Annotated in this window: 17 protein-coding genes and 4 pseudogenes; 8 read left to right on the top strand and 13 right to left on the bottom strand. The window is 57.5% G+C overall.

Annotation, left to right across the window (positions count from 1 at the left end; all coding sequences use genetic code 11):
• Positions 1–69: 69 nt before the first annotated feature.
• The 5 genes from AS026_RS11910 to AS026_RS11935 form a co-directional block, all read right to left on the bottom strand.
• On the bottom strand, positions 70–633 hold the full coding sequence (locus AS026_RS11910; RefSeq protein WP_062368490.1) for a UPF0149 family protein: 564 nt from the start codon (positions 631–633) through the stop codon (positions 70–72).
• Positions 630–2,204, bottom strand: coding sequence for an IS66 family transposase (gene tnpC, locus AS026_RS11915; RefSeq protein ID WP_028749712.1), 1,575 nt, complete (start codon positions 2,202–2,204; stop codon positions 630–632). Before tnpC ends, AS026_RS11910 begins: the two co-directional genes overlap by 4 nt.
• Before the next feature lie 48 nt (positions 2,205–2,252).
• Positions 2,253–2,609 (bottom strand): IS66 family insertion sequence element accessory protein TnpB, encoded by a 357-nt coding sequence (gene tnpB, locus AS026_RS11920; protein WP_028749713.1) that lies wholly within the window; start codon positions 2,607–2,609, stop codon positions 2,253–2,255.
• Entirely contained in the window at positions 2,606–3,076 is a 471-nt protein-coding gene (gene tnpA / locus AS026_RS11925) for an IS66-like element accessory protein TnpA (RefSeq protein WP_062368489.1), read from the bottom strand. Before tnpA ends, tnpB begins: the two co-directional genes overlap by 4 nt.
• Positions 3,077–3,843: 767 nt before the next feature.
• The gene (locus AS026_RS11935; protein ID WP_235777206.1) at positions 3,844–6,087 is read right to left on the bottom strand and encodes a pectinesterase family protein; all 2,244 of its coding nucleotides are present in this window, start codon (positions 6,085–6,087) and stop codon (positions 3,844–3,846) included.
• Between the two features lie 677 nt (positions 6,088–6,764).
• Here AS026_RS11935 and AS026_RS11940 point away from each other — a divergent pair.
• From AS026_RS11940 to ligD, 8 genes and pseudogenes are all read left to right on the top strand, one after another.
• A complete protein-coding gene (locus AS026_RS11940) occupies positions 6,765–13,358 on the top strand; it encodes a non-ribosomal peptide synthetase (RefSeq protein WP_245307438.1) in 6,594 nt (2,197 codons plus the stop codon).
• 17 nt (positions 13,359–13,375) lie between these two features.
• Positions 13,376–14,773, top strand: a complete 1,398-nt coding sequence (locus AS026_RS11945; RefSeq protein ID WP_167354896.1) for an MATE family efflux transporter — start codon at positions 13,376–13,378, stop codon at positions 14,771–14,773.
• Positions 14,774–14,941: 168 nt separating this feature from the next.
• Positions 14,942–15,652: a 4'-phosphopantetheinyl transferase family protein gene (locus tag AS026_RS11950; protein ID WP_100248150.1), complete on the top strand. Its 711-nt coding sequence runs from the start codon at positions 14,942–14,944 to the stop codon at positions 15,650–15,652.
• A gap of 261 nt (positions 15,653–15,913) precedes the next feature.
• A pseudogene (locus AS026_RS43270) lies at positions 15,914–16,027 on the top strand (LLM class flavin-dependent oxidoreductase); the annotation flags it as partial.
• 142 nt (positions 16,028–16,169) lie between these two features.
• Complete coding sequence (locus tag AS026_RS44500) at positions 16,170–16,424, top strand: hypothetical protein (RefSeq protein WP_028749514.1); 255 nt, start codon at positions 16,170–16,172, stop codon at positions 16,422–16,424.
• Positions 16,417–16,626 (top strand): annotated as a pseudogene (locus AS026_RS11960) (non-homologous end joining protein Ku); the annotation flags it as partial. The gene AS026_RS44500 and the pseudogene AS026_RS11960, both read left to right, overlap by 8 nt.
• A pseudogene (locus AS026_RS11965) lies at positions 16,601–17,069 on the top strand (non-homologous end joining protein Ku); the annotation flags it as partial. The pseudogenes AS026_RS11960 and AS026_RS11965, both read left to right, overlap by 26 nt.
• A gap of 133 nt (positions 17,070–17,202) precedes the next feature.
• Entirely contained in the window at positions 17,203–18,153 is a 951-nt protein-coding gene (ligD, locus tag AS026_RS11970) for a non-homologous end-joining DNA ligase (protein WP_245307441.1), read from the top strand.
• A gap of 90 nt (positions 18,154–18,243) precedes the next feature.
• Here the strand turns inward: ligD and AS026_RS11975 are convergent, their stop codons facing one another.
• The 8 genes and pseudogenes from AS026_RS11975 to AS026_RS12010 form a co-directional block, all read right to left on the bottom strand.
• Positions 18,244–18,936, bottom strand: a complete 693-nt coding sequence (locus tag AS026_RS11975) for a YjjG family noncanonical pyrimidine nucleotidase (RefSeq protein WP_007539290.1) — start codon at positions 18,934–18,936, stop codon at positions 18,244–18,246.
• A gap of 161 nt (positions 18,937–19,097) precedes the next feature.
• A complete protein-coding gene (locus AS026_RS11980; RefSeq protein ID WP_062369709.1) occupies positions 19,098–19,295 on the bottom strand; it encodes a helix-turn-helix domain-containing protein in 198 nt (65 codons plus the stop codon).
• Positions 19,296–19,517: 222 nt separating this feature from the next.
• Positions 19,518–20,882 (bottom strand): annotated as a pseudogene (locus AS026_RS11985) (Glu/Leu/Phe/Val family dehydrogenase).
• 248 nt (positions 20,883–21,130) lie between these two features.
• Entirely contained in the window at positions 21,131–21,928 is a 798-nt protein-coding gene (gene proC / locus AS026_RS11990; RefSeq protein WP_007539292.1) for a pyrroline-5-carboxylate reductase, read from the bottom strand.
• Positions 21,929–21,948: 20 nt separating this feature from the next.
• Positions 21,949–22,728, bottom strand: coding sequence for an ABC transporter ATP-binding protein (locus AS026_RS11995; RefSeq protein ID WP_028748623.1), 780 nt, complete (start codon positions 22,726–22,728; stop codon positions 21,949–21,951).
• Between the two features lie 10 nt (positions 22,729–22,738).
• On the bottom strand, positions 22,739–23,455 hold the full coding sequence (locus AS026_RS12000; protein ID WP_028748624.1) for an ABC transporter permease: 717 nt from the start codon (positions 23,453–23,455) through the stop codon (positions 22,739–22,741).
• Between the two features lie 2 nt (positions 23,456–23,457).
• Positions 23,458–24,180 (bottom strand): ABC transporter permease, encoded by a 723-nt coding sequence (locus AS026_RS12005; RefSeq protein ID WP_028748625.1) that lies wholly within the window; start codon positions 24,178–24,180, stop codon positions 23,458–23,460.
• Between the two features lie 52 nt (positions 24,181–24,232).
• Positions 24,233–24,563, bottom strand: a 331-nt coding sequence (locus AS026_RS12010; protein ID WP_131815310.1) for a type 2 periplasmic-binding domain-containing protein, incomplete at its 5' end; no start/stop codon positions are given.

Here is a 24,563-nt window from a genome sequence, read left to right on the forward strand (position 1 = left end):
GTGAGCGCAACGAATGGCCCACGGCTTTCGTGATTTGACTAAATAGGTTTCTGGCTTTCTGGCTCTCGGTCAGAACTTCTGCTTTGCCCGCTTCGGCATAAAATAGGTTCGGATATTGACGAGTGCTTCGGCGACGGCAGCAGCATCCTGGTGGGTCGCTTTCCGTTTTACCTCGCCGAGCTTGCGGATCGGCGCAATGATATCCCCAGTGACGGCATGACCTCGAAGGACAGGCTGCCAAAGCCTTGGCGCGTGTCGTGTTCCAATGAGAAAGCAGATGTCCCAATCAAATGGATCAAGGGTCTGATCATCGATCTGGGTGAACCTTGGCCGGTGGTCTTTCGGTCTCTCGGAAAGGCTTGCAGATATCCGATTATACTCTGCAACGATCGTCTGCACGGCCCGATGTTCGGTTGTTTCCATCGGCAGGTTTAGGGCATCCGGGCCGGTCAGTTCCGGGATCCATTGCCGTGGGTCGATGAACCTGGGGCCGATGATGAGGGCCGTAAGATAACCATCGAGTCTGCTCATTGACCAGATAGGCGATGGCGGACGACGTCTCCTGATAAAGGCTTCGAATGCGTCGTCATCGAGCTTCGGTCGCGGCGTCATCTCCTGGCTGTTCTGTGTCATGCCGCTTGTCGCTCCTGCTGTGTCATCGCTTCGCGTTCCGCCTTCCAGGCCCAAGGCAAAAGGCTCTCCATCTCGTTGGCTTTCACTTTGCCGGAGATGATGCGCTCCAGCACATCGGCAAGCCAGACGTCGGGGTCCACGCCGTTAAGCTTTGCCGTGTTCACGAGCGATGCCAGGACAGCGAAGGTCTTTCCACCCCGCTCGTTGCCCACGAATAATGAGTTCTTTCTCGTCAAAGCCACGGATTTCATGGAACGCTCGACGACATTGGAGTCCACCTCGATCCGGCCATCCTCTAGAAAGGCTGTCAATCCGCTCCAGTGGTTGAGCATGTAAGTGACTGCCTTGCCAAGTGCCGATTTCGACGACACCTCGTCGCTCAGTTCGGTGAGATGGACCTTCAGTTCTCTCATGATGGGAGCTGCCTCACGACGCCTGCCGCTAAGCCGGGTATCTTCATCTTCCCCTCGTAGTTTTGCTTCGATGCGATAGATTTCGGCAATCCTGGCAAGGATCGACAAGGCCTCCGAAGAGCCGGTCAGTTTGACGACGTCAACGAACTTTCGCCGTGCATGAGCGAGGCAGAAGGCCAGCCGCATGGGGGCAACGTTGCTCTTGCCGCGTCGTTTGACCATGGTTTTATAGGCTTGATATCCATCAACCTGAAGCACGCCGGCGAACGACGACAGTTGCCCCTCGATCTCGCGAGCGCTGCGGCTTTCGGCAAAAATGTAGGCCACCGCCGGCGGCGCCGGACCGTTCCATGGCCGATCGTCAACCGCTTGTGCCCATAACTGGCAGACCTTGGTTCGTTTGCGCCCCGGATCGAGGCGCGGAAGTGGCGTCTCGTCACAGAACACCCTCGGCTGCGAGCGGATGAAGGCGGTGAGTGCATCGTAGAGAAGTTCGAGCCACCAGGCGACCCGCGTGACCCATGCCCCGAGCGTACCGCGATCAATGATGACGCCGCAGGAGGCCAGCATCTGCGCCTGGCGATGCAGCGGCAAATGCCAGGCAAACTTCGAAACGGCGACATGGGCTGCAAACGCCGTGGTCACCATGCCGCCGTCCATGATGCGTGCTGGTGCGGGTGCTTGCACGATGCCACTCTCGCAAGCCCGGCATGCATAGCGTGGCCGGATCGTCCGTTTCACCCGGACTACTGCAGGCACGATGTCGAGCGCCTCGCTGACATCAGTGCCGATGCAATGAAGTTCGAACGAACAGCAGGGGCAAGTCTTGCTCGCTGGCTCGATGAGCTCGTCATAACGCGGAAGGTGTTTCGGCAAACGGCCGATATTGCGGGCTGGCGATCGCCGTGCCTGCGTTTTGTCTTCATCGACCGGCGCGACATCGTCATTGGCAGCAACGGGAATGTCGCCTAGATCGCCAAGATCGAGCATTGCCTGCGTTGGATCGATCGTCGTCATCTTCTCCGATTTCGTCCCGAAGAGCTGGCGCTCAAGGAAGGCAACGCGCGCCTTGAGATCGGCATTCTCTTCGTCGAGCGAGAGAATGATCCGGGTCAATTGCGCAGCATCCTGGGGCAAGGGATCGGGTCGAAGCGGCATGACAGACCCTACCACACGGGTCTGAATCTTCAAGCAAAACCAATAGGATCAGCCTGCTTTTGAGGGCCTCCTCACCGCGTTTCGTTTGACGCGCGTCCAGTCAATGCCGGCCAGCAAAAGCGAGAACTCCTGGGCACTCATCTGCATAGCGCCATCGCGGATCGGAGGCCAAACGAACTTGCCCGCCTCCAACCACTTCGTCGCTAGGATCATGCCTGATCCGTCCCAATAAATGCAGCGAAGCCGATCAAGACGCTTGGCGCGGAACACGAACACGTCGCCACAATAGGGATCGGCCGCAAGGGCTGACGCCACCAAAGCTACCAGGCCATTCATGCCGCGCCGGAAGTCGACGGGTTGCGTCGCAACCATGATCTTCACGCCATTTGGCGAAACTCCGATCACCGGCGCCCTCGCAACGCCGCTACCATCGCCTGCGCCAGTTCAGGCGCTACCGAGCCGATGACCGTCATGCGTGCGCCCGCAATCTCGATCTCAATTCGGCCAGCGAGAACCTCTGGGGCATTCGATGGCGAGCCTTCGTGTCGTGCGCCATCCCCAACCACTGTCACCGGCACGAACACGGCAGGCGGCAAACTAGTCTTTGCCGACCGTTGAGAGGTTAGTCCGGCTTCCCGTCGCCACACATTCAGCAAGCCGCGATTGACGCCCCAGCGCCTCGCAACAGCCGAAATGTTCACTTCAGGTTCTGCGCTCTCCGCGAGAATCCGCGCCTTCTCCTCGTCAGTCCAATTCCGCCGCTGCCGCCGACCGGTGATCACCTCGATCCGCCGATACTTTCCCTCATGCCTGGCTTCATGCATGCCTTCATCCATGACTTCAAGCATGGCATCAGCGCGATCTCCAACCATCCCGGTCCACTCCTATCAATGATAGAGCTTATCTCGAGGCCTCATTCACAAAAGAAAAGGTGGGCTGTTCGTCGCGCTCACCTTCAATCAGAGTTCTCTCTGCCCGTTGGCGGGCTATCGCGCGACCGGCGAGGCCAATCCCCTCGATCGTATCGATCGCCGGCAGAAGCGCTCCGCCCTCACGAGAAGCGACCGTTGAGCTATTTCAGCACCGGCGTAGAGTGGATTAGAGTGCGGCCTGTTTAAAGGACGGACGAATGAAGAAGCAGCGTTTTTCCTCGACAATGACAATGCAGCGGAAATCGGCGATGCAGATCACCACGGATCGGTGTTGATGGAGATGCCGAGACAGCAAGCCGCCTCCGGCACCAGATGGTTGGGGTCGGCCGGCCCCGTGTCCCCTTTGCTTCTAAGGGCGTTGTCAGTAATATTCCGCAGACGAATATTTTGCCCAACATGGCCAATTACAATCCGGAACTGGCAGAGTAGACGGTATTTGGCAAACTCCATGGCGGCTCAGCAGGAGCAATGCTCGTCTGCCTGCAGGCGGAGAGATAACAACCAGGGGGCCAACAACGCAGGCGGCGGCAGAGGCCTTCGATGACTGTTCAGAAGAATCGACCTTGACTGCGACAGCTGCCTGAATAGTGGGATATCCCTGGCGAGAGACGCTCGGGAAAGTAAGAGGCGCGCTGAAGAAACATCGAGACTGTCCGCGACCGAGGCTTTCGTTTTTGGTATGCAGACTGACGCACGTATAAGACCATTCAACGGCAGTTTACCGTGGTTGGGATGGCCGGGCTGCCGAAATAACCGATCGCGGTTGAAAGCCGTGCTGCTTCCTGCGGGCACAGCAAACGCTCGTTCGGTTCGTGTTCGGAAAGGCCCGCACCACTCACAGCACTACCATCCTCGGAGAAAATTGCCGTCGTCGTTAGGCGCTTTGTCCCGGGCCACTCGGTGAAACGGTGCGGGAGGACTGGGGCATCAATGTGGCAACCTATGAAGGCGACGGTCGCATAGGCGCCCCAGGGCCGGCCGAGGCTCACGATACGCACTGAAGGATCGGTTGTCACATCGCAATTGCTGAAGACGAAACTACTATCTTGATCAAGGCGAGCGCGTCGCTGGGCTGTTAAGGTCACTGCAGGCCTTGCTAATCCATGCAGATGGGCGTGGTCGAAATAAGCCTTTGCGTCGCCGAAGATGACGTCGACCGCACCGTCAATCTCGACATTGTCGTACAACTGCCGAGCAGGCGCGCACTTGCCGCTAGCGTCGCAGCCGCGGCTGCCCGCATAGAGAGTATCTTGATAACTAACGAGATGCAGATCCTGGAAAGTCTGCAGGTCTCCAGAAGCGTAGAGGGCAACCGCCTGGATGTCGCTGGTTCGATCCGGATGTTCCTGATGATAGCTGTTGACGATGGTCATGTTGCGGAGGCGGTCGCCGTCGCCTTCTGCAAAGACGGTTGCGGTATTGTGGGTGCCACCACTGGCCGAGGCCACATGGTTGTAGATGACGACAACATCGGCTGGTGAGGAACCAGTTCCTTCGAGGAGCAGATCCGGCTGACGCAGGTGAACGACCTCGCGATAGGTCCCTGGCAGAATACGTATCGTGTCCCCCGGACGGGCGGCGTCCACCGCCAGTTGGATGGTGGGAAAGGTGGCCGCGGGGCCGACGGTGAGGGTGCTGGCGCGTCTGATGGTTTCGGCCGGCGGCGCTCGTTCTATAGGCTGCTGGAGCGGTTGGAGTGGCTGGACTTGCGTCGACGGGAAAGGAACCCATCGTCCAGAGCAATCAATGCCGCTGGCGGCCGCGGCGGCGATACCGGGCACAGCAGGCGTCACGCCGCCCTTGGCGACCAGCGGGGCTGCGTTGGTCACCTGCCAGTGCGAGGCATCGCCGAAGTTGACATTGTCAAGGAGAAGGCCAACGGAATGCAAGGCATCGACACCGCGTACTACAAGCGGGCCGCCGGTCCCCTGAATGTTGCGCAGCGTGATGCTGCTGTAAACGGGCAGGAGCATGCCGGTGGCCGTGGCGTCATAGGTCGTGTCGAGGACCAGTGGAGCACGAGTGTTCCGCAGACAAACATTCTCGAAATCGATGTTCCGGACGAGGCCACCACGGCTGCGGTCGCTCTTTATTCGTAAGCCGTTCGTAGTGCCATCGAGCGTCATGTCGGTGATCAGTACGTCACTGACCCCGGACTGGGTCTCGCTGCCAATCGACATGCCGTGGCCGGCATAGAGATGATTACCCACAATGGTGACATGGGCGGTCGGCCCGGCGCTGCCACCCTTGATGGCGATATTGTCGTCGCCAGTGCTTATATAGCTTTCGGCTATCGTCACGTCGGTGGAGGACGCGGGGTCGATGCCATCAGTATTCCGCGCCGATGCTGGCGTATTGATGCGAATGCCCCAGATCGTCGCGCCTCTGACACCATTGAGAAAAAGGTGGAAATTGGCGGCATTACGCAACGCCAGGCGATAGAAGGTCACGTCCTCGCCACCGTTCACCTGGATCAGGCGCGGGGCATTCTGGCTGCCGTTCTCCGCCTGGGCACGCCTGGCGAGCTGCCACCATGTCTCTCTTTTTCCCTCGATGAGCTTGTCGCCCTGTCCGTCGATCTCGCCATCACCGACAAGACTGGCGTGACTAGCATTCTCCATGGCAATGAAGGGAGCGCAGCCATTTCCCTTTGGCCCAATCGTGCCGCACCTACCCTTGCCGCGGTCATAAGCCCTCGGATCGGTGGTGGCGGCGAGCGTCGCGCCCTTGTCGATCCAGAGTGCAACGCCGGCGGGAATGGTGAGTGGCCCGGAGACGAAGCGGTCTTTGTTCGCATCGGCTTCGAGACGTACGGCAGCGCCGGCTGGGCAGGCCGAGAGGGCGGCCTGGATACGCTTCTGGTCTCCACCATCCTGCGGTCCGTTGGGGAGGTCGGGAATGGGAGCCAGTTCCGTGCAGATTACCTTTGGAAGTACCGGCTCCGTGACCACTCGCCGGTCGCCCGCCATGGCTATCGTAGGGAAGGAAAAAAGTGCGCCGCAAAAGCCTGCAACAATCAAGTGAAAAGCGAGTCTTTCGGTGGATAACATTGTGAAAGGTCCGGTGACATCTGTGTTTCTCGATATTTTTCCGACGCGAAACAGCCTCGCGTTGGTAGGGCATCATTCAAGCCGCCCTCGACTGCGGCGCAGAGCCGCTGTATTCTTCGCATCTGTCGGAAATGTGGTTTTTAGATATTGCAAGCTTGCCATCCGTGCCGGAACGACGCGGCAAAATTGAGCCTTCTATTACCGCGATGTGCGCATCTATCCAACTCGTCCTTTGAGGACGCAATTGCCAGCCTCATGAACAAGTGAAAAAAGCGAGCGGCAAATGCTCGGTCGTTGGTCTCGTCAACTCCCCGGCTCAAGCACCTATTTCTGCCACCAGTAACAAACGACACGGCAGAGCCTGCGGTTGGTCTCTGCCGTTTTTGAATGCAAATGGAAATGCAGATTGTGAGCGTGACGCCTATCGCCACACCGGTGCCACAACCTACACCCGCCGTCGTTCGTTGATGGCCCTGCGCTCCTCCAAGAAAACATAAGTGCGCCGCCTTCATTGTCGGGTTCGTCAATTTCGCGACACGCCCCTGTCAGATGCAATCCTATCTCACTTCGTTAAACCATTGAAACACTACGATGAATTTTGCCTGGGCGCCCTAGCCATAACTGGCATGACTTTTGAAGTTTTCTCGATCTTGACAGGACAGGAATTGCCAGCGGTGAGCAACTCACTGCCGCGACCTACGAGGAAACTTATGCTCAACGAAGGCCGGACTGCGAAGTCCGAATTTGTCGGAAGTCAGCTCGTCGATTTAGTCGCAGCTATAGATGAAATTGCGGTGTCGTTCCCGGACAGGATAGCGATTAAGCACGGCGCGGAAGAACTGACATATGGTGACCTGCGCGTGCAGTCGGATCGAATTGCGAGCACGTTGCGGGAGCGCGGCGCCCTGGGCAAGGTCATTGGCTATTGCGGTGAACGAAACCTCCATTGGGCAGCCGCAGTCGTCGCAATTCTAAAAAGCGGCTCAACGTATTTACCGCTCGATCCATCCTTGCCGGCTTCGCGCATTTCTTTCATGATCGAGCAGAGTGAATGCTCCCTGATCATCGGACCGGAAAGACATGACGCGCTTGATTTGTTTCAGGAAAACGGCAACTGCAGCCGAGAATTCTTAACGGTTCAGACGGCGCTACTTGGCGGCCGTGCCTCCGCTGCGATGCCAACTTCGGTTGAAAGCCGTCTCGCCTACATTCTTTTTACGTCCGGCTCGACGGGTAAACCCAAGGGAGTAATGGTCAAGCGCGCAGGCTTAAACAATCATTTAACGGCCAAGATAATTGCACTCGAGCTCAGCGATAAGGACTGTGTTGCGCAAACTGCTTCACACGGCTTTGACATCTCACTGTGGCAGCTTTTGGCAGGGTTATGTGTCGGCAGTCGCGTCGCGATCATAGATGATGCGACGGTGAGATCTCCGATGGCCCTTCTTGAGGCACTGCAGGCACATCGCGCAACGATTGTCCAATTCGTCCCATCGGTGCTCGCGGTATTCGTCGAATATCTGCAGACCCTCTCAGCCGACGAGCGGCTTCTTGGCGTCTTACGCATGGTGTCCACGGTCGGCGAGCCGCTGACGCCCGCATTGGCGCGCGGTTGGCTGACACTCTTTCCTCAAATACCAATTCTCAATCACTACGGCCCGACCGAATGTGCGGATGGAGTTACGCATCATTTGATATCTCTCCCGCCGGGCACAGCCGAGACCTATGTCCCCATCGGTAAGCCGATTGCCAACCTTAAGGTTTATATCGCCAACGGGTTGCGTCTGTGCAAGACGGGAGAAGTTGGGGAAATTTGTGTTAGTGGAGCCGGTGTCGCTGATGGTTACGTCAACGATAAGGGGCGGACCAAGGAAGCCTTTTCGGCAAATCCCTTCTCGAAGCACCCATCATATCGGCAGCTCTACAAGACCGGCGATCTCGGACGCATCAGGACAGACGGCCTGTTGGAGTGCCTTGGTCGACGAGATCGTCAGATCAAGATCCGCGGGCACCGGATCGAACTTGGAGAGATCGAGTCTCGGCTCTGCGCCCATCCTTTGGTAAATGCGGCCGCCGCTATTGCGCCGGTCCCAGAGAGCTTGAAGCTCACGGCTCGGGATATAAACAACAGTGACCGACAAACGGAACCAAGACGAATCGTGGCCTATGTGTCTGCTTCTGCCGAACTTTCGGAGCGTGAGCTCAGGAGCTTTGTTGCCGAAGCGCTTCCTGCCTGCATGCTGCCGGAACGCATCATTCGCATCGACCGGATTCCTGTTACCCGAAACGGGAAAGTGGATCTCGCGTCCTTGCCTGATCCGACGACCATTCGGCCGGAGCTGCCGAATCCCTTCGAGGAACCAAAGACGGAACTCGAAAGCACCCTACGGCGTATTTGGTCCAGCGTTCTTCGGATCAAGGATATCGGCGTCAGCGACCAATTTATGGATCTCGGAGGCGACTCGCTCCGAGCGATGCTTATATTGGCTCAGATTCAGAGGCAGCTTGGGACAAAGGTGGACTTCAGGATCGTCCTGAATGGAACCGTCAGGTCGCTTGCGGCATCGATATCGCGCCAATCCGGCACGATGCAGACGGTGCTACCAGCTTGCGGGAAGCTCAAACGATCACCCCTGACGCGAGTGCAAGAACACCTTTGGTTTCTCTGGCAGCTCGATCCGACCGCGAAAAACTACATGATTCAGGGCGGTGTGCGTATCCGAGGTGCCATCGATCTGATCGTGTTCAATAAAGCCTGGAGAGACGTTGTTCAGGCGCATGACGCGCTTCGCGCACGTTTCATCGACGAAGAGTGGCCGGTCCAGATTTTTGATGATCCGCCGAGCGCCGATCTGGAGTTGATAGACGCCACCCACCTAAGTGAACAGCAGGCCGAGGAACTTGTGTCGGAACTGCGACGGACGGAGCTCAACAACCCTTTTGATCTCAGTCAGGGCCATTTGTTTCGAGCGCGGATGATCCGCCTTGGCGCGAACGATCACCTCATGCTGATAACTGCGCACGAAATCACCATAGATGCATGGTCAATTTCGGTCCTGCTCAGAGATTTGCAAACGAGATACTCAGAAGCCGCCGCCTTCTCTCCGACGGATAGCCCATCACTGTCGACCTATGCGCTGTGGGAAAGTGCTAATGTTACGCCGGAGTCGCTGAAGAACCAACGCCGCTATTGGCGTCGGCAAATAGGAGACGATCCTCCCGTACTTTCGCTCGGGAACGATCGAGTGCGGCAAGTGGGCTCCAACCGCGGGAACTCGCATGCCGTTCTTCTTGGCGGTGAGCTGTCTGACCACGTGCGAGGCTTTGCGCGCCGGCAAAGGTGCACGACTTCGGCCGTCCTATTGGCATGCTTCAAGCTGCTGTTGCGCATGTATAGCGGCCAAGACGACGTTGTCGTTGGCATGCCGCACGTCGTGCGTAGCCAACCAGGCACCGAGGAAATCGTGGGCTTTTTCCTCAACATGCTGCCAATTCGAACGAAGATCGACATTAATCAATCTTTTGCGGCTCACGTAGCTCATGTGCAGGACCTCATAAGCGATGCCATCGCGAACGCGGACTATCCATTCAGCTGGATGGTCAGAGATACCCGGTTTCTGCGCGAACATGGTCGATCGCCGATCTTCCAAGTCATGTTCAACATGTACTCCGAGCCTCCGGAGCCATCGGGCAAGCGCGATCTGGAACTGACATTTCGCGAATATGACACGGGTTACGTCAAGTTCGACCTTACCCTTTATGCACAAGACGAAGGTGATGAAATTGCAATGCAACTGGCTTATGCGCAAGACACTTTCTCAAGCGATGTGATTGCTCGCATGGCCGATAATCTTCGCCATCTCATTGCTTCCTGTGTCGAGAGGTCTGCCGAGTCGATTGTCGCCCTGAGCCGCCCCGGTCCGTCGGAAATAGCGGTCCTAAACTCGCTCAAGGGAGACGAGCAGTCATTCGAGAGCGAGCCTTCACTTGTGGAGGCGTTCAATCAGGTAAGCGCTTTAAACAGCGATCGGGTGGCGTACTTCGGCGAGTTTGGAGCAATCACGTTTGGCCAACTGCACCACCGAATGGCGACAATCCAGTCGCTTCTGCGAACTTGCGGGGTGGGAGCGGGTGACATCGTTGCCATGCTGGTCGACCGGTCGCCGGATGTAGCGGCAACAACCTTGGCAATCAGGAATTTGCAGGCAACGATCGTGCCGATCTCGCCTGATTACCCAAGGGAACGGGTCGGCCACATCGTAAGACATAGCGGCGCGAGGCTCCTTATTCATGCGGGCACGGACGCGGAGGTCGATTTCGGCGTGCCGTGCGTTGATCTGGCTGTCCTCCAAGCTGGATCCGGCCCTGGCCGGGTCTGGCACCGAACTGTCGAGTTGCCCAATCATGACGCAGCGAGCTTAATTTACACTTCATCCTCGACCGGGAAGGCGAAGGGCGTTCTCGTACCCGAATCTGCGATACTCAACCGGCTGAACTGGATGTGGCGATGCTTCCCTTTCGACGGTTTCGACGTGATGGTGGCACAGAAGTCAGCGACACTCATTGCCGCGCTATGGGAGTATTTTGGGGGGCTGCTGAAGGGAGTGCCCACGCTGATCCTGACGCAGGAGCAGGTGCTCGACCCCGACCTCTTGTTGAGGGCATTGGCACAGCATCGCGTCACGAGGTTGTTTGCCGCTCCGTCCATTTTGTCCGGTTTAATCGCTTCTCAAAAGCGACATCCGGAAACAACCAACTTGCGCCTAGTCACAAGCAGCGCCGAACTGATGCCGCCATCGCTTCCGATTCGCTGGCGAGAGTGCTTTCCAGATGTGCCGCTGTGGAATTTTTACGGCACGACCGAGTGCGCGTCTAATGCAGCCGTGTACCGAACATCAGACGCCGACGACGGCTCTTCAGCTGTACCGGTCGGGCGCCCGATCGACAATGTAAAAGTCTATGTTCTTGACGCACACTTGAAGCAGGTTCCCGTCGGAGTCGCAGGTGAACTCTGCGTTGCCGGACGCTGCGTGAGCACCGGGTATTGGAAAGATCCAGAGCGAACAAAACACCGTTTCGTTTCAAATCCGTACGACGAAAGTCAATACAGCATCCTTTATCGCAGCGGAGATATCGCCCGCGTCTCCGCCAAAGGCCTCCTGGAGATTTGCGGTCGAGCAGATAACCAAATTCAGCTTCGGGGCTTCCGAATTGAGCTGGAGGAACTTGAAGCCGCGCTCGTCGCTCATTCCGGTGTTGCGCAGGCAGCCGCATTTGTCCAGGGCGAGGACGATGATCGGCGACTGGTTGCCCTTGTGGTCCCAGCTTTCGACGGCCTGACCTCTGGAGCCATCGTGAACCACCTGCGGCAGACACTGCCCTCCTACATGATCCCGTCGGATGTTCGGATCGTGCATCGTATGCCGCTCACCGCGAGCGGGAAGATAGATCGGTCTCGTCTCTCTTCCGTCTCGTCCCGCAAGATGCGAAGGACCAAATCCGCTAAGCCGCGAACGGAGAGGCAGCGACTCCTTGCCGATATCTGGCACGAGCTGTTGGGCGCCAAATCTGTCGGCATTGATGATAGCTTCTTTGATATCGGCGGAAATTCGCTCCTCAGCGTGCGGTGCGTTACACTGGCGCGTAAAGCGGGACTGAACTTGACCGTCAGCCAACTGCACCGGACACCAACAATCCGCGAACTCGCAACGCACCAGTCCCCGGCCACGACTTATGCCGAGCCCGTTTCCGATGAACCGCTGCCAATGACCCCTGCAGTCTCACATTGGAACAGTCGTGTCGGAATTGGCGATCACTACAACATCGGCGATCTCTTCTTCATGCCCGCCGGCCTCTTGAATGTCTCCACTCTTGAACATGCGCTTGCGCATATCATCGGCCGCGAGGAAGGACTGAGGCTCCGAATCGTGCAAACAGAGAACGGCCTCTCTCAGGCGATCGGATCGATACCCCGAGCCCTCGTCGAGGAAATAGACCTTGTCGGTGTAGACACATCGGAACAACGCGCGGTCATTGAGCGCTCCTGTGCGGAGCGTCAGCGCTCGTTTCGATTTGACGGTCGCACACCCCTTATCAGGGTCTCAACTTTCCGGACGTCGGAAAGCGGCGATTACTATTTGCTCGTTCTGCTGCATCATTTCGTAGCAGACGGAGTCGGATACAGACTGTTCCTGAATGCACTGGACGCAGCTTACAAGTCGTTTGCTGCCGGCCAAACCGGAGCGGTTACAGAGAACACGACCCTGACCCAATGGCTGAAGCGTTTGGACAAATACGCGAATGGCGAAGCCGAAACGGAGCTCGAGCACTGGGAAGGCATTCGATATGAGCGATTTGACATGGGTGTGAGCGACGCCGGATCGTGTGCGGCGCGCTTTTCAGCCGAAACGGCCAAACGCCTCCATCATGCAGCCTCGGAGAAGCATATCGATGAAGACTTCTGCACGCCACTCTGGAAAGACCAGGCGACATATCATCTAAGGATCGATGAGGAGACAACGGGGAAACTTCTCAAGGTTGCGGCGAGGTCTGCACATTGCGAGGATTTTGATCTCGTGCTGGCGGCTATTTCGGGGGCATTTGGCCGCGCTTTTGGAAATTATTCCCTCTGGATTGACAGCCTCACCTCGACGAGGGGACATCTATTCGAGGATATCGACCCGTCTCAAATCATTGGTTACGTCGGTGAACTGGTGCCGCTTCCGTTATTCCTTAGCGGAATGGAGTCTCGCCTGGACCGCGCCCGCTCCATATATCGGCAACGCAGCTCACTGCCGCGCCAAGGCATAGGTTTCCGTGCTCTGAAGTTCTTGAACCAGAACCCCGCTTTGCGCGATCGGATCGATCGTCTGCCGTTACCCCGCATCGGGCTAAACTATCGAGCTAGGCTGCAACATCATTATCCCCGCCGTCTGCTATGTAAGGATCCAGATCCATTGTGGCTCGGCGAAGATATGGATCAGTCAGTTATGAACTACCTCTTCTGGTTTCGCATCGGATACCAATCGGGCGAACTACTAATCGAAACGAGATATGATCCACGGCAAGTCGGCTTCGAAACGACCCGCGATCTCTGCACAATCTTCCGCGACGAACTCCTCCAGACTGTCGATGCATTAGGAGAGCCCGCACAACGGGCCAACTACAGATGAGCCTGCCGGAGCGATCGATGAAGAGCAAAGCAGAGCGCATGGCTTCGCGGGCGGAGGATACCAGTTTGTTGGACGGCAGGGTTTCCAGCCTCATCATGCGGCTTGCCATTCCCTGCATTATCGGTTTGTCGATCAATGCACTTCAGCAGTTCGTGAATGCAATCTTTGTTGGAAGGCTCGGCGCGCAGGCTATCGCCGCCGTCAGCATAGCTTTGCCCTTGGTCGTCCTGCTCACCGCAGTCGGGCAGGGGATCGGCATCGGCACGGCATCGTTCGTGTCGCGCAATCTTGGCGCAGGCAATTCCTTGGAGGCGAATCGCGGGGCGAGCTTGGCGCTCGCTCTAGCGGCCCCGATCGGAGTGACACTTACCGGCGCTCTGCTTTTCGGTTTGCGCGATGTTCTCGCTTTGCTCGGCGGCAGTCCGACAATAATGCCAGCCGCACTCGACTACGCATCAACGCTCCTATTTGGTTACACTCTGATGTTGTTGAATGTGGTCAGCGGGTTTGTCGCGAGGGCTGAGGGCAATACACGCTTCAGCATGTGGACCATGATTACGGCTTTTGCGCTGAATGCCCTGCTCGATCCGATTCTGATTTTTTCCCTGCATCTCGGAATTCGTGGGGCGGCGCTCGCAACATTTTTGGCGCAGCTCGCCGCCACTGGCCTTTACATTCTATATTTCGTGAAACAATTGGGAGTTGTCCGTGTCCGCATCTCCTACATAACTTTGGGGGATGGCCGCGTAAAACAGCTCGCCGCCATCGGCGCGCCTGCAACCATCACAGGTATTTTGTCTGCTCTTGCGTTCGTGCTCTTGAACAGGGCAGCTGCACAATTCGGCGACAATTCCGTTGCCGCTGTGGGCATAGCTGCACGATTGTTGACAATCGGGGCCCTCCCGATCATGGGCCTATGCATAGGCTCCCAGGCGGTTCTCGGTTTCAGCTGGGGAGCACAGGATTTCGCTCGAGTACAGAGGGCCGCGAAGTTCATGCTTTCCATAGCGGTTGCATTTTCAGTTACCTTTTCTGCTGTGGTCGTGATTTTTGCTCGGCCAATCGTCCGACTTTTCAGCAGTAGCGAGGACATGACTGAAATCGCTATCTCGACCTGCATCATGTTCCATCTCTTTTTCGGGCTTTTTGGTGTTCAGTATGTGGCGATAACGATGCTTCAGTCTTTCGGGAAAGTACGTCTGAGTGCGGTCGTTTCCTTCGCGAGGCAAGGATATCTGTTCGTGCCAGCCATACTGCTGTTGCCCTCAATTTGGGGCTTCAAAGGACTATTAATCAGCCAGGCAACTGCTGAGCTCGGGGCCGGGCTGCTCGCGGTGTTTGTCATAGTCAGGCAGTTCGGCGATCTCAAAGGAATGCTCGTTTCCAGCGATCGCTTGGTTAAGGCTGAGAGTTGATGCAAACTGGCAATGATTACGGATCCGCTTGGGATTGACCAGCCAATCCGAAAACGAGGGTCATGCTTACCCCTGGCAATACGCCGAGGGCGAGATGCGCCAATCCGCGAGCACGATTTTGGGCGAGTTCCCGAACAAGTAGAACATGCTCGAATGAGAGGAAATCTCATGCTAGAAAAGCTGCTCCCGCCGAATGTTGCTGTGCAAACTTCTCGAGCAAATGACGGCCCCGAAATCCAAGTGATGGCCGAAGAAGAGAGTGCAATTGCCACAGCGGTCAAAGGCAGAAGGCGTGAATTTTCCATCGGGCGGGCATGCGCCAGGGCGGCATTGTGCAAACTTGGCTTTCCGTCTTGTCCGGTCCCAAGCGGGCCTAACAGGGAACCGCTTTGGCCGTCTGGAATCGTTGGCAGCATAACTCATTGCGTCGGATTCTGTGCAGCGGCGGTGGCCATGAAGAAGGACTTCATTGCGCTTGGAATCGATGCAGAAGTCGATGCGGATCTGCCTTCAGGCGTGTTGTCGCTCATTTCGAGAGACGAGGAGCGACATTGGATCGCGAATGCATCCGGGCATGTCAATTGGGGACGGCTGCTCTTCAGCGCTAAGGAGAGCATCTTCAAGGCCTGGTTTCCGCTTACACGTGAATGGCTGGACTTCGAGGATGCCCTGGTCACCATCATTCCGGACGACGGCTCATTCATCGCTCAGCTTCCACACACGTGCGTGCCGGCAAAAGATTGTCCATGGGAGCTCCGCGGCCGCTTCACGATTTCAAATGGCCTAATACTTACGGCAGTTATGCTTGACGGACCGCAATCAATGGATGAATCTGTTGCGGTTGAAATGGCCGCAGCAGACGGCGTCGATCCTGGATAATAAGGCGTTGCGGGGTCGCTCGATGGCAAAGCGAAGTCTCAACATACACAAGACCAACTTTCCGAGGACCGGTTCAACAAAGAATCTCGGCTTTGACTGTTTTAATGTCGGCCGCTGCGATGCTTTAAAATGTGCCGAGGGGTATGGCGAGCGCATGAGAATAAGCCGCTGCTTTGATGGCGCAACCCGCCATGCGGGGCATTGTGTGCTCCCCTCGCCCGCATTGAAAAGACCTTCTAGAACAACTCGGCGCTCCGCACGCGTGCATTTGAGGAGATCTGCGTGCTTGATCAATTGAGCGGTGTAGGGTCAGCGAGGTATAGGGGCAGCTCTCTTCCGATCGAGCTAGCTTACTTTGGAATTGGTGCGGACGCAGTAAGGTAAGGCGTTTCTCATTCAACTATTTCAACTTTGATCGGCGACCGGGCCTCAAACCAAGCCAACTATGAAGTGCGGATGCGATTGTCGTTGCCCTGCGCGCGCTCCAGCCCATAGACATCGCCTTGAGCTCCGTCGCTTGCGCCAGCACTCCGGCGAGGAGGTCCAGTTCAGGACGACGTCGGAGACGGCGATCTTCGAGGCCAGATGCGAGCGGTTGTGCGCGCCTATGATGACCGCCGCAACAACCGGCCGGGCCGAGCATCGCAGCGCTGGCGACCGTGGCGATGTCGGTCCCCTGCCGATCAGCGATCTGGCGCAGCGTCGCCAAGAGCGCCTGAAACAGGTCCAAGCCGCCGATATCGTCGATAACCCGCTTGTAAGAGTTCGATGATCGCTATGAGGCAGCGGTGGCCGAACTGGTGAAGATCGAAGGCCGCAATCTGCCGAAGAAGAAGGCGCCCAAGCCCTCGCAGCCGAGCGACCTGCTGCAGGCGCTTCGAGAAAGCGCTGGCGTGGTCGCTGGCACCGCATCGAAACGAGCCGCTGCCACTGCACCAGCGGCCGGGCCAAGGGTACCAGCGCGGCGAAAATGACTATGTCCTCCTGGAGGATGACGAACTCGAAAACGTGGCGCGGAAAGCACCAAGAATTTCGCAAGCGGGAGCGCGCCGTCATGCTCGAGCCACGCGGCAAGGGTATCTTGCTCTGAACGCTGCGCTATGGTGACGAAGTGCGGGATGAGGAGAACTATTTTGCGGCAATCGATGACGAACAGCCGAAGCGGAGCTGATGGTCGCTCGTGCAACAATTGATCAAGAAACAGACCCAGCACCGGAGCCCGAAGATGGTCGCCGATCCGGTGCAGGAGACGCTGCTTGACATCATCAACACAAAGAAGAAGCAATTGAAGAAACCGTCGAAGGCCAAGCCGAAGGACCGGGCTGAAGCTTAGACGGGCAATGTCATCAACATCATGGATGCGTTGCGCAAGTCCATCGAGAACGAACGAGGTTCGGGGAAACAATCGACAAGATGAAGACAGGACGCAAAGCCTCGATGCCGCTGCTCGACGAATCCGGCTCGGCCCTTCAGTCGCGCCCGGTCGAAAGCGCGATCCCGCCCAACCAAGCCTGCCCTTCGATCCGATGCCCGAGCGCATCGGGCCGTGCTTGGCGCTTCTGAAGCCGACACCACCGAAGGGAGCCGACTGGCTGTTCGAGGTGAAATGGGACGGATACCGTCTGGCGCTCCATATCGATCGGAAGGGTGTGAAGGACATCACGCGCGGCGGGCACGACTGGACGCACCGCTTTCCGGGGATTGTCGATGCGGCGCGTGCACTTGGGGTGAACAGCGCTATTATTGACGGCGAAGCCGTCGTCCTTGACGATCAGGGCCGCTCCGACTTCGGGGCGCTGCAGCGCTCGCTTGGCGGCCGCGGCGGCAAGAAGGCGTCAGGCGAGGCAATCCTCTATGCGTTCGACCTTCTCTATCTTGACGGCCACGACTTGACCGGCACCGAGCTTTCGGTGCGGCGGCATCTGCTGGAAGATCTGATTTCACCGACGAGCGAGGGCGCGGTTCGCCTGTCGCAGGAGATGGCGGTGGACGGCGATGTCTTGCTGGAGCACGCATGTCGGGCGGGGCTTGAAGGCATCATCGCCAAGCATCGCGACCGCCCTTATCGCTCCGGGCGCACCGGCGATTGGCTGAAGATCAAGTGCATCCAAAGCGAGAGCTTCATGGTCGTCGGCTATGAACAGTCGGCTTCGGCGCGCGGCAGCATCGGCAGCCTGCTCCTTGCGGCACGGAACGGATATGACTGGACCTATGTCGGCTCCGTCAGCACTGGCTTCAACACTAGAGATGCCGAGTACCTGCGCAAGACCCTCGACAAGCTGAAGACGGCGAGGCCGGTCGTGCCTCTCAAAGGCAAGAACTTCGTCTTTGCCCAGCCGGCCCTGATCGCCGAAATCGAGTTCCGCGGCTGGACCCATGACGGCAACCTTCGTCATGCCTCCTACAAGGGTTTGCGGGAAGTCCAGGACAATGCGGCCGTCTTCGACATTGCCGATCGGCCGGCGCCGAACGAGCAGGGCGCTCGATCGTTTTCCGGGTAGCCCAATCAAGCTCGGACAGTCGCGGAGAACATTTCTGTTTGCCTCAGGCAGATTCCATCGTTCGAACCTTCGCTTGGCGGCGGGCCGGCTCTATCCGCCGGCAAGTCGATCGACAATTTCGACGAGCCGTGCGACCTCAATCGTCGGTACCGCCGAACTCCGGTTCTCTGCGCGGAGAGGATTAAACCAGCAGCTTTCGATGCCGAATTGGTTCGCCCCAAGAATGTCCGCATCCAGTCGGTCACCGACTATTATTGCTTCTTGCTTGTCGAAAGTCCGGAACCTGCTCGCCGCGTGTTCAAAGAAGCGAATGTCCGGTTTGGCAAAGCCGCACTTCTCCGAAGTCGCGACGAAGCTGAGCCAGGGCGCAAGGCCTGAGTTTGCGGTGCGCTTCGCCTGGACTGCCTCAATCCCGTTTGTGATGATGCCGACCTCGCCTACCGCTGCTAGTTTCGCGCAGACGTCGGCCGCGCCCTCCACCAGCACGACAGTTTCAGGCAGGAATTGCAGATAGAGTGCGCTGGCGGTTTCCGGATCGGCATCTATGCGATGCCGCACGAAAATCCGCCGGAACCGCTCGACCTTCAAAGTTTCCTTTCGGACGGTTCCCTTCTCGAACTCCGACCAGAGCAGCATGTTTTCCCTCTGATAGTCGGCAAACAATGGCTCGCCTTCGCCGTCGATGCCCAAGCTCGACAAGGCCCGGCTAAAAGACAGCCGCTCCGACGCCTTGAAATCGAGCAGCGTATCGTCGAGATCGAAGAGAAAGTGCCGATATTTCATCTTAAATCCAAAACGGATGCATGAACTGCTCTCCAGAATAGAGGCTACAGAGGGTATATCGTCGTATTCAAAACCTGCAATCGTGATTTCTATCTCTCACTTGCATCATTGGAGGCTCCCTTGCATCGGTCGGGTGCTGTCGTGGTCATGACAGCGAGCGTTTAATTGGCTGAGTTCATCATGTTGACGATTGCATCATCGAGCGAGGTCGCGCCAAGGCGCTGGAGCGCTCGATCCAGGCATGATTGGATTTCCCCCTCAGCCTTGCCTTCAAGCATGGCGATCTCCGGCACGCTCCAGCAGAGTAATACCCAGCGAAGGCACGATCTCTCCATGGGCGATAGTTTCAACGTCGTCATGAACGCTCGCCAGATTAGGTGTCTGGGAGCCAACGTGGCACCCAGGTCTCGGGGTCAACGCTCGGTCATGCTCACCGCAATTCAAAGAGCATCTTCAGTGTCGGCAACGAGATGCAGCGCGGGCGACTTTGCGTTCGCCCGGTCTCCTGCGCGAGCTTCAGGCCAGCGCTCACTTCGTCGGGGGAATTGCAGTTCCCTCACCTCTCGTGCCGACCGCGAAACTCAAATACCAATTGCCTTGTAGGCTTCTGCGATGCGGTTCAACGCGATCCGATAGGCGGCCGTCCGCAAATCCTTGATGTCGGGAAAATCGCGCAGTGTCCTCGACATATTCTCGTAAGCGCCGCGCATGACATCATCCAGACCGGAGCATACCAAGTCGATCTCAGATCCGCCCTCAAGGAATTCGTCTCGCATCTCCTCCGGGAAAGCTTTTCCAGTCATTGTCTCCAGGGCTTGTGTGATCTGATGATTTTGGCGCTCCCGGCGCCGGCGCTCCACGAGACCGAACGGGATGTGCGTCAGGTTTTTGACCCACTCGAAATAGGATACAATGACGCCCCCGCGTTCACGAAAAGATCGGGGAGGACGACAATACCCTTCTCCAACAGCACCTTTTCGGCGGCGAACGCGACGGGGCCATTGGCGGCTTCAGCAATCAACCTGGCGCGAATACGGCCAACGTTTGAGGGCGTGATTGCGTTTTCCATGGCCGCCGGAATGAGGATGTCGCACTCTACTTCGAGGCCGCGGGTGCTGTCGGGATGGCTGTCGGCGCCGACAAACCAAGAATGCTACCGGTTTCCAACTGGTGGCTCTTCACCGCCGCAACGTCCAGTCCCTTATCATTCCGGAGATAGCCGTCGCGCTCTACGATGCAAACGATCTTGGCCCCGTCGTTCTCGCTGAGGAACTTCGCAGCATGGAACCCCACATTGCCAAAGCCCTGGACGGCCACCGTCATCTTCGCGAGGTCACGGTTTCCTCCGATGCCATTGCTGTAGGGATCTCGCAGATAACAATGAATGGCATATTGCACACTTCGCCCGGTGGCTTCGGTGCGACCCTCGATACCGCCATGAGACAGCGGTTTTCCGGTGACGCATGCGGCGCGTTGACGATGTCCGATGGCCCGGTCCGTTTGTGCTCGTCCGCCATCCACGCCATTTCCCGCTCACCCGTACCAACATCCGGTGCGGGCACGTTTCGCCCTGCCGAAATAAGGCTGCACTTTGCGAGCTCCTGTGTAAATCTGCGGGTTATGCGCTCGAGTTCGTGGACTTCCCAATCCTTGGGATTGATCTTCAGCGCTCCTTTCGAGCCACCGAAGGGCACGTCCACCAACGAGCATTTGAGGCTCATCAGCGCCGCCAACGTCTCCACCTCTTCTTGGTTCGACGCAAGATCATAGCGGATGCCACCCTTTGCAGGCTCAACGTGCTCGCTGTGGACGGAGCGCCAGCCCGTGAAGGAATACATTCGCCCCCTTAGCCAAACGCCGAAGCGAACCGTATAGGTGGAATTGCAAGCCTTTATGCGCTCTGCAAGTCCCTCTGGAAGCGGCAACTGCGCGAGTGCGCGGTCCATATACGCTTCGACGCTGTCGAGAAACGAGAATTGTTAATCTTCAGACGTCGCAATTTTCACTGCCGTATTCAATTTTCATTCTCCTCGCGGAAGTAAGCTGTTGCAAGTTGAGCGCGGTGCCGCCTGGGCCTCGCCAATCTTGAGCCCTCGCCGCGGGCATAAGCGCTCCGGCGAGGCCGTGGCATGGGGGCAATTTCAACCTGATCTGCCTATGGCCATCTTCTCGGACCCGCGCCAGGCATCCTGATTTACCGAAGCTCGATCGCGCGCTGTTCTGCTGCCCTAACGCATTGATCGAGCAGCGCAGGGAGCCCTTTTGGCCCTTCAAGTACCGAGAGGCCCGCCTCTGTCGTTCCTTTGGGACTGGTTACGGCCCGCTTCAGATCAATCGCGCTGCGTTGATCGCGCTCGAGCATCCGACCAGCGCCCACGACGGTCTGCCGAGCGAGTGCCGCCGCCAGTTCGGCCGGCAAGCCGATCTCCACAGCAGCCGCCTCGAGGTGTTGCGTGAAGGCAAACACATATCCAGGTCCGCTGCCGGCAACGGCCGTGACTTTATCGATGTCGTGTTCGTCAGAGACCCAGTGGAAGCGCCCAACGGCTTCAAAGACGCGTTCGACGCGCTCTAAAACCTCCCCATCTACCAGGTTATCCGCATATCCCACGGTCATCCCCGCCCCTACTGAAGCGGGAAGATTGGGCATCACGCGGATCAGCCTTGCGTGTTGGCCCGCAACCTCTCTCATCGTTGCCAGGCTGACGCCAGCGGCAATGGAAACCATCGGCGCCTCAGCAAGGCTGGCCTGACAAGTCTGCAATGCGTCGCCGATGTAGTTCGGTTTGACGCCGAGGATGATAAGGTCAAAGCGCCGCTTCATTAATTGGGCAAGGTCTGAGAACACCTGCACCCGGCTGCCTGGCGGCAGAAGCGATTTCGCGCGCTGTGCGTCAGGATCGACCGCGACGACATCTTCGTGCCCGTTTTGATCGACGCCGGAGGCGATGGCTGCGCCCATATTGCCGCAGCCGAGGACTAGAACGCTCATGAGGATGTCCTTTGCAGATGTTAGTGGGCGCTTGAGGCGATGAACTGCTTGAAACGTTCGGAGCGCGTATTGCCAAACAATTCGTCCGGGGTGCCGTCGGCTTCGACTTCACCTTTATGGAGGAACAGCACGCGATTGGACACGTTGCGGGCAAAGGCCATCTCATGGGTGACGACGAGCATGGTTCGGCCTTCCTCAGCCAGCCCACGCATCACCTTGAGGACTTCACCCACCAATTCAGGATCAAGGGCGGAGGTAGGCTCGTCAAACAACATGACTTTCGGGTTCATGGCCAAGGCACGGGCAATCGCCGCGCGTTGCTGCTGCCCGCCCGACAAGTGGCTTGGGTAGTAGTTGCGCCGTTCCGCGAGGCCCACTTTCTCCAAGAGCTCCTCAGCCTGAGCAACGCATTCGCTTCGCGGCCTTCGGAGAACGTGAACAGGCGCCTCGATGATGTTTTCAAGAACTGTCATATGGGACCAGAGATTAAAGCTCTGGAAAACCATGCCAAGTTCCGCGCGGATCGCGTCGACCTGGCGACGGTCAGCCGGCTCGCTACTTCCATCCCGTTTGGTCTTCATGAGGATCGTATGGCCACCGACCGTAATCGTCCCGGTGCTTGGGGTCTCAAGCATGTTTATGCAGCGCAGAAACGTGCTCTTCCCCGATCCGCTTGATCCGAGGATCGAGATCACGTCACCTTGATGAGCCTCGAGCGAGATGCCTTTGAGAACCTCGTGCGAACCGAAAGATTTTCGGAGATCCTTTACGATCAATGCTGCATTTCTGTTCTGTGTCATTGGTTTTCCATCAAAGAGCTTGAACTGTCTCAACGCCGGTGGGTCGAGCCCGCAAGTGCGGAGACAGACGCCGCTCGAGCATCCCGAGCGCTTGGACCAAGAGGAAGTTCAAGAGGAGATATATGGCCGCCGCACACAAGAAAATTTCAAAGGTGCGGTATGTCGAGCTGATCATCTTGTTTGCAATTCCGGTGACCTCCCAAACCGTCACCAGACTGGCCAATGAAGTCGACTTCATCATAGAAACAAGTTCGGTTGAGTAAGCCGGTAGACAATGACGAAATGCGATCGGTCCGACTATGCGCCGGAAGAGGAGGAACCCGGACATGCCGTAGGCCTTGCCCGCTTCGACCTCCTTGGGGGGCACCGCGCGCAGTCCCCCGCGGAAAACTTCGGCAGTATAACCCGCCGTACACAATGCCAACGAGATACAAGCGCAGTAGAATGGCTCCCTAAGAATGGGCCATACCACGCTGTGGCGGACGATCGGAAATTGTCCGAGCCCGTAATAGAGCAGGAACATCTGCATCAAAAGCGGTGATCCACGGAATACGAATATATAGGATCGTGCGAAGCCGCGAGCGGCAGCGTTGTTGCTGACACGCAGGTAGGTCAGCAGTAGCGCCAGGAGGCCTCCGGCGGTGACCGAGATCGCGAAAAGGGCGACAGTCACAGGCAGCACCTCGAGAAGGGCCTGCATAACCTGCTCAAGAAAGACGAGATCCATGTTCACGCCTCTTCCGTGCGAGGCGTAAAGGCCTTGTCTGTCGCGCTTTCAGCTTTTTCAACAACTTGGTTCGATACTGCTGTCAACATCAGGTACAGCGCCGCCCCCGCTACATAAAAAAGGAAGTATTCACGCGTCGTGCGGGCAGCAACGTCGGTGGTCCTCATGATTTCCGCCAGGCCGGTGACCGAGACCAGTGCCGAATCCTTAAGGCTCATCTGCCAAACGTTGTTGAGGCCTGGCAGGGAAAAGCGCATGACTTGCGGTATCAGGATCCTGCGTAGCCTCAGCAGGCGCGGCATGCCGATGGCAACGGCTGCTTCGATTTCACCCTTCGAGACGGCGAGGTAGGCGCCCCTGTAGACCTCGGCCTGATACGCAGCACAGATCAGGCCCACGCCAAATGCGCCGGCAACGAACGGCGGGATCCCGACAAAGCCTGCACCGCCGCTCATATGGAATATGCCGCTAAGAAGTGAGGACCCGCCAAAATAGCAGAGATAGATGATCAATAGTTCCGGCACACCGCGAAAGACGACGGTGTAGCACTCGCCCAACAGGCTTGCGGGCAGTGATCGCGAGAGCTTGGCCCAGGCGATCAGCGCGCCAAGGACTGCCCCGATGATCAGCGATGCAAGCGTCACAGCAAGCGTCATGATGGCCGCTTGAAGCAGCAAACCGCCCCAGCCGCCGTTGCCAAATCCAAGCAAGAATAGGTCGCTCATTTACAGTTTCCGTAGATTTGGCCACGCAAGGGCAGCTGAAGCGTGATCCGAGTTACGGGCTCACGTCGCGTTTGAACCACTTCTGAGCCAGCGTCTTGACGGTGCCATCGGCCAATGCCGCTTGAATTGCGCCGTCGAATTTAGCTTTGAGGTCCGCGTCATCTGTGCGGAATGCCAAGGCCTGCCCGCCGCCCCAAATGGGTCCACCAACTTCGGGGCCTGAAAAAGCTAGATCTGCATTGTCAGGCTTCGCCAAGGCGGATCCGAAATAGGTCGCATCATCGAATGCCACGTCAATTCGACCGGCCGTCAAGTCAAGATCGTGCTCAGGGGGCGTCTTGTATTCCCGAATATCGGCCACATCCCCGAATTTCTTGTGAATG

Origin of the sequence: Rhizobium altiplani (assembly GCF_001542405.1) — a bacterium.
Lineage (GTDB): Bacteria > Pseudomonadota > Alphaproteobacteria > Rhizobiales > Rhizobiaceae > Rhizobium > Rhizobium altiplani.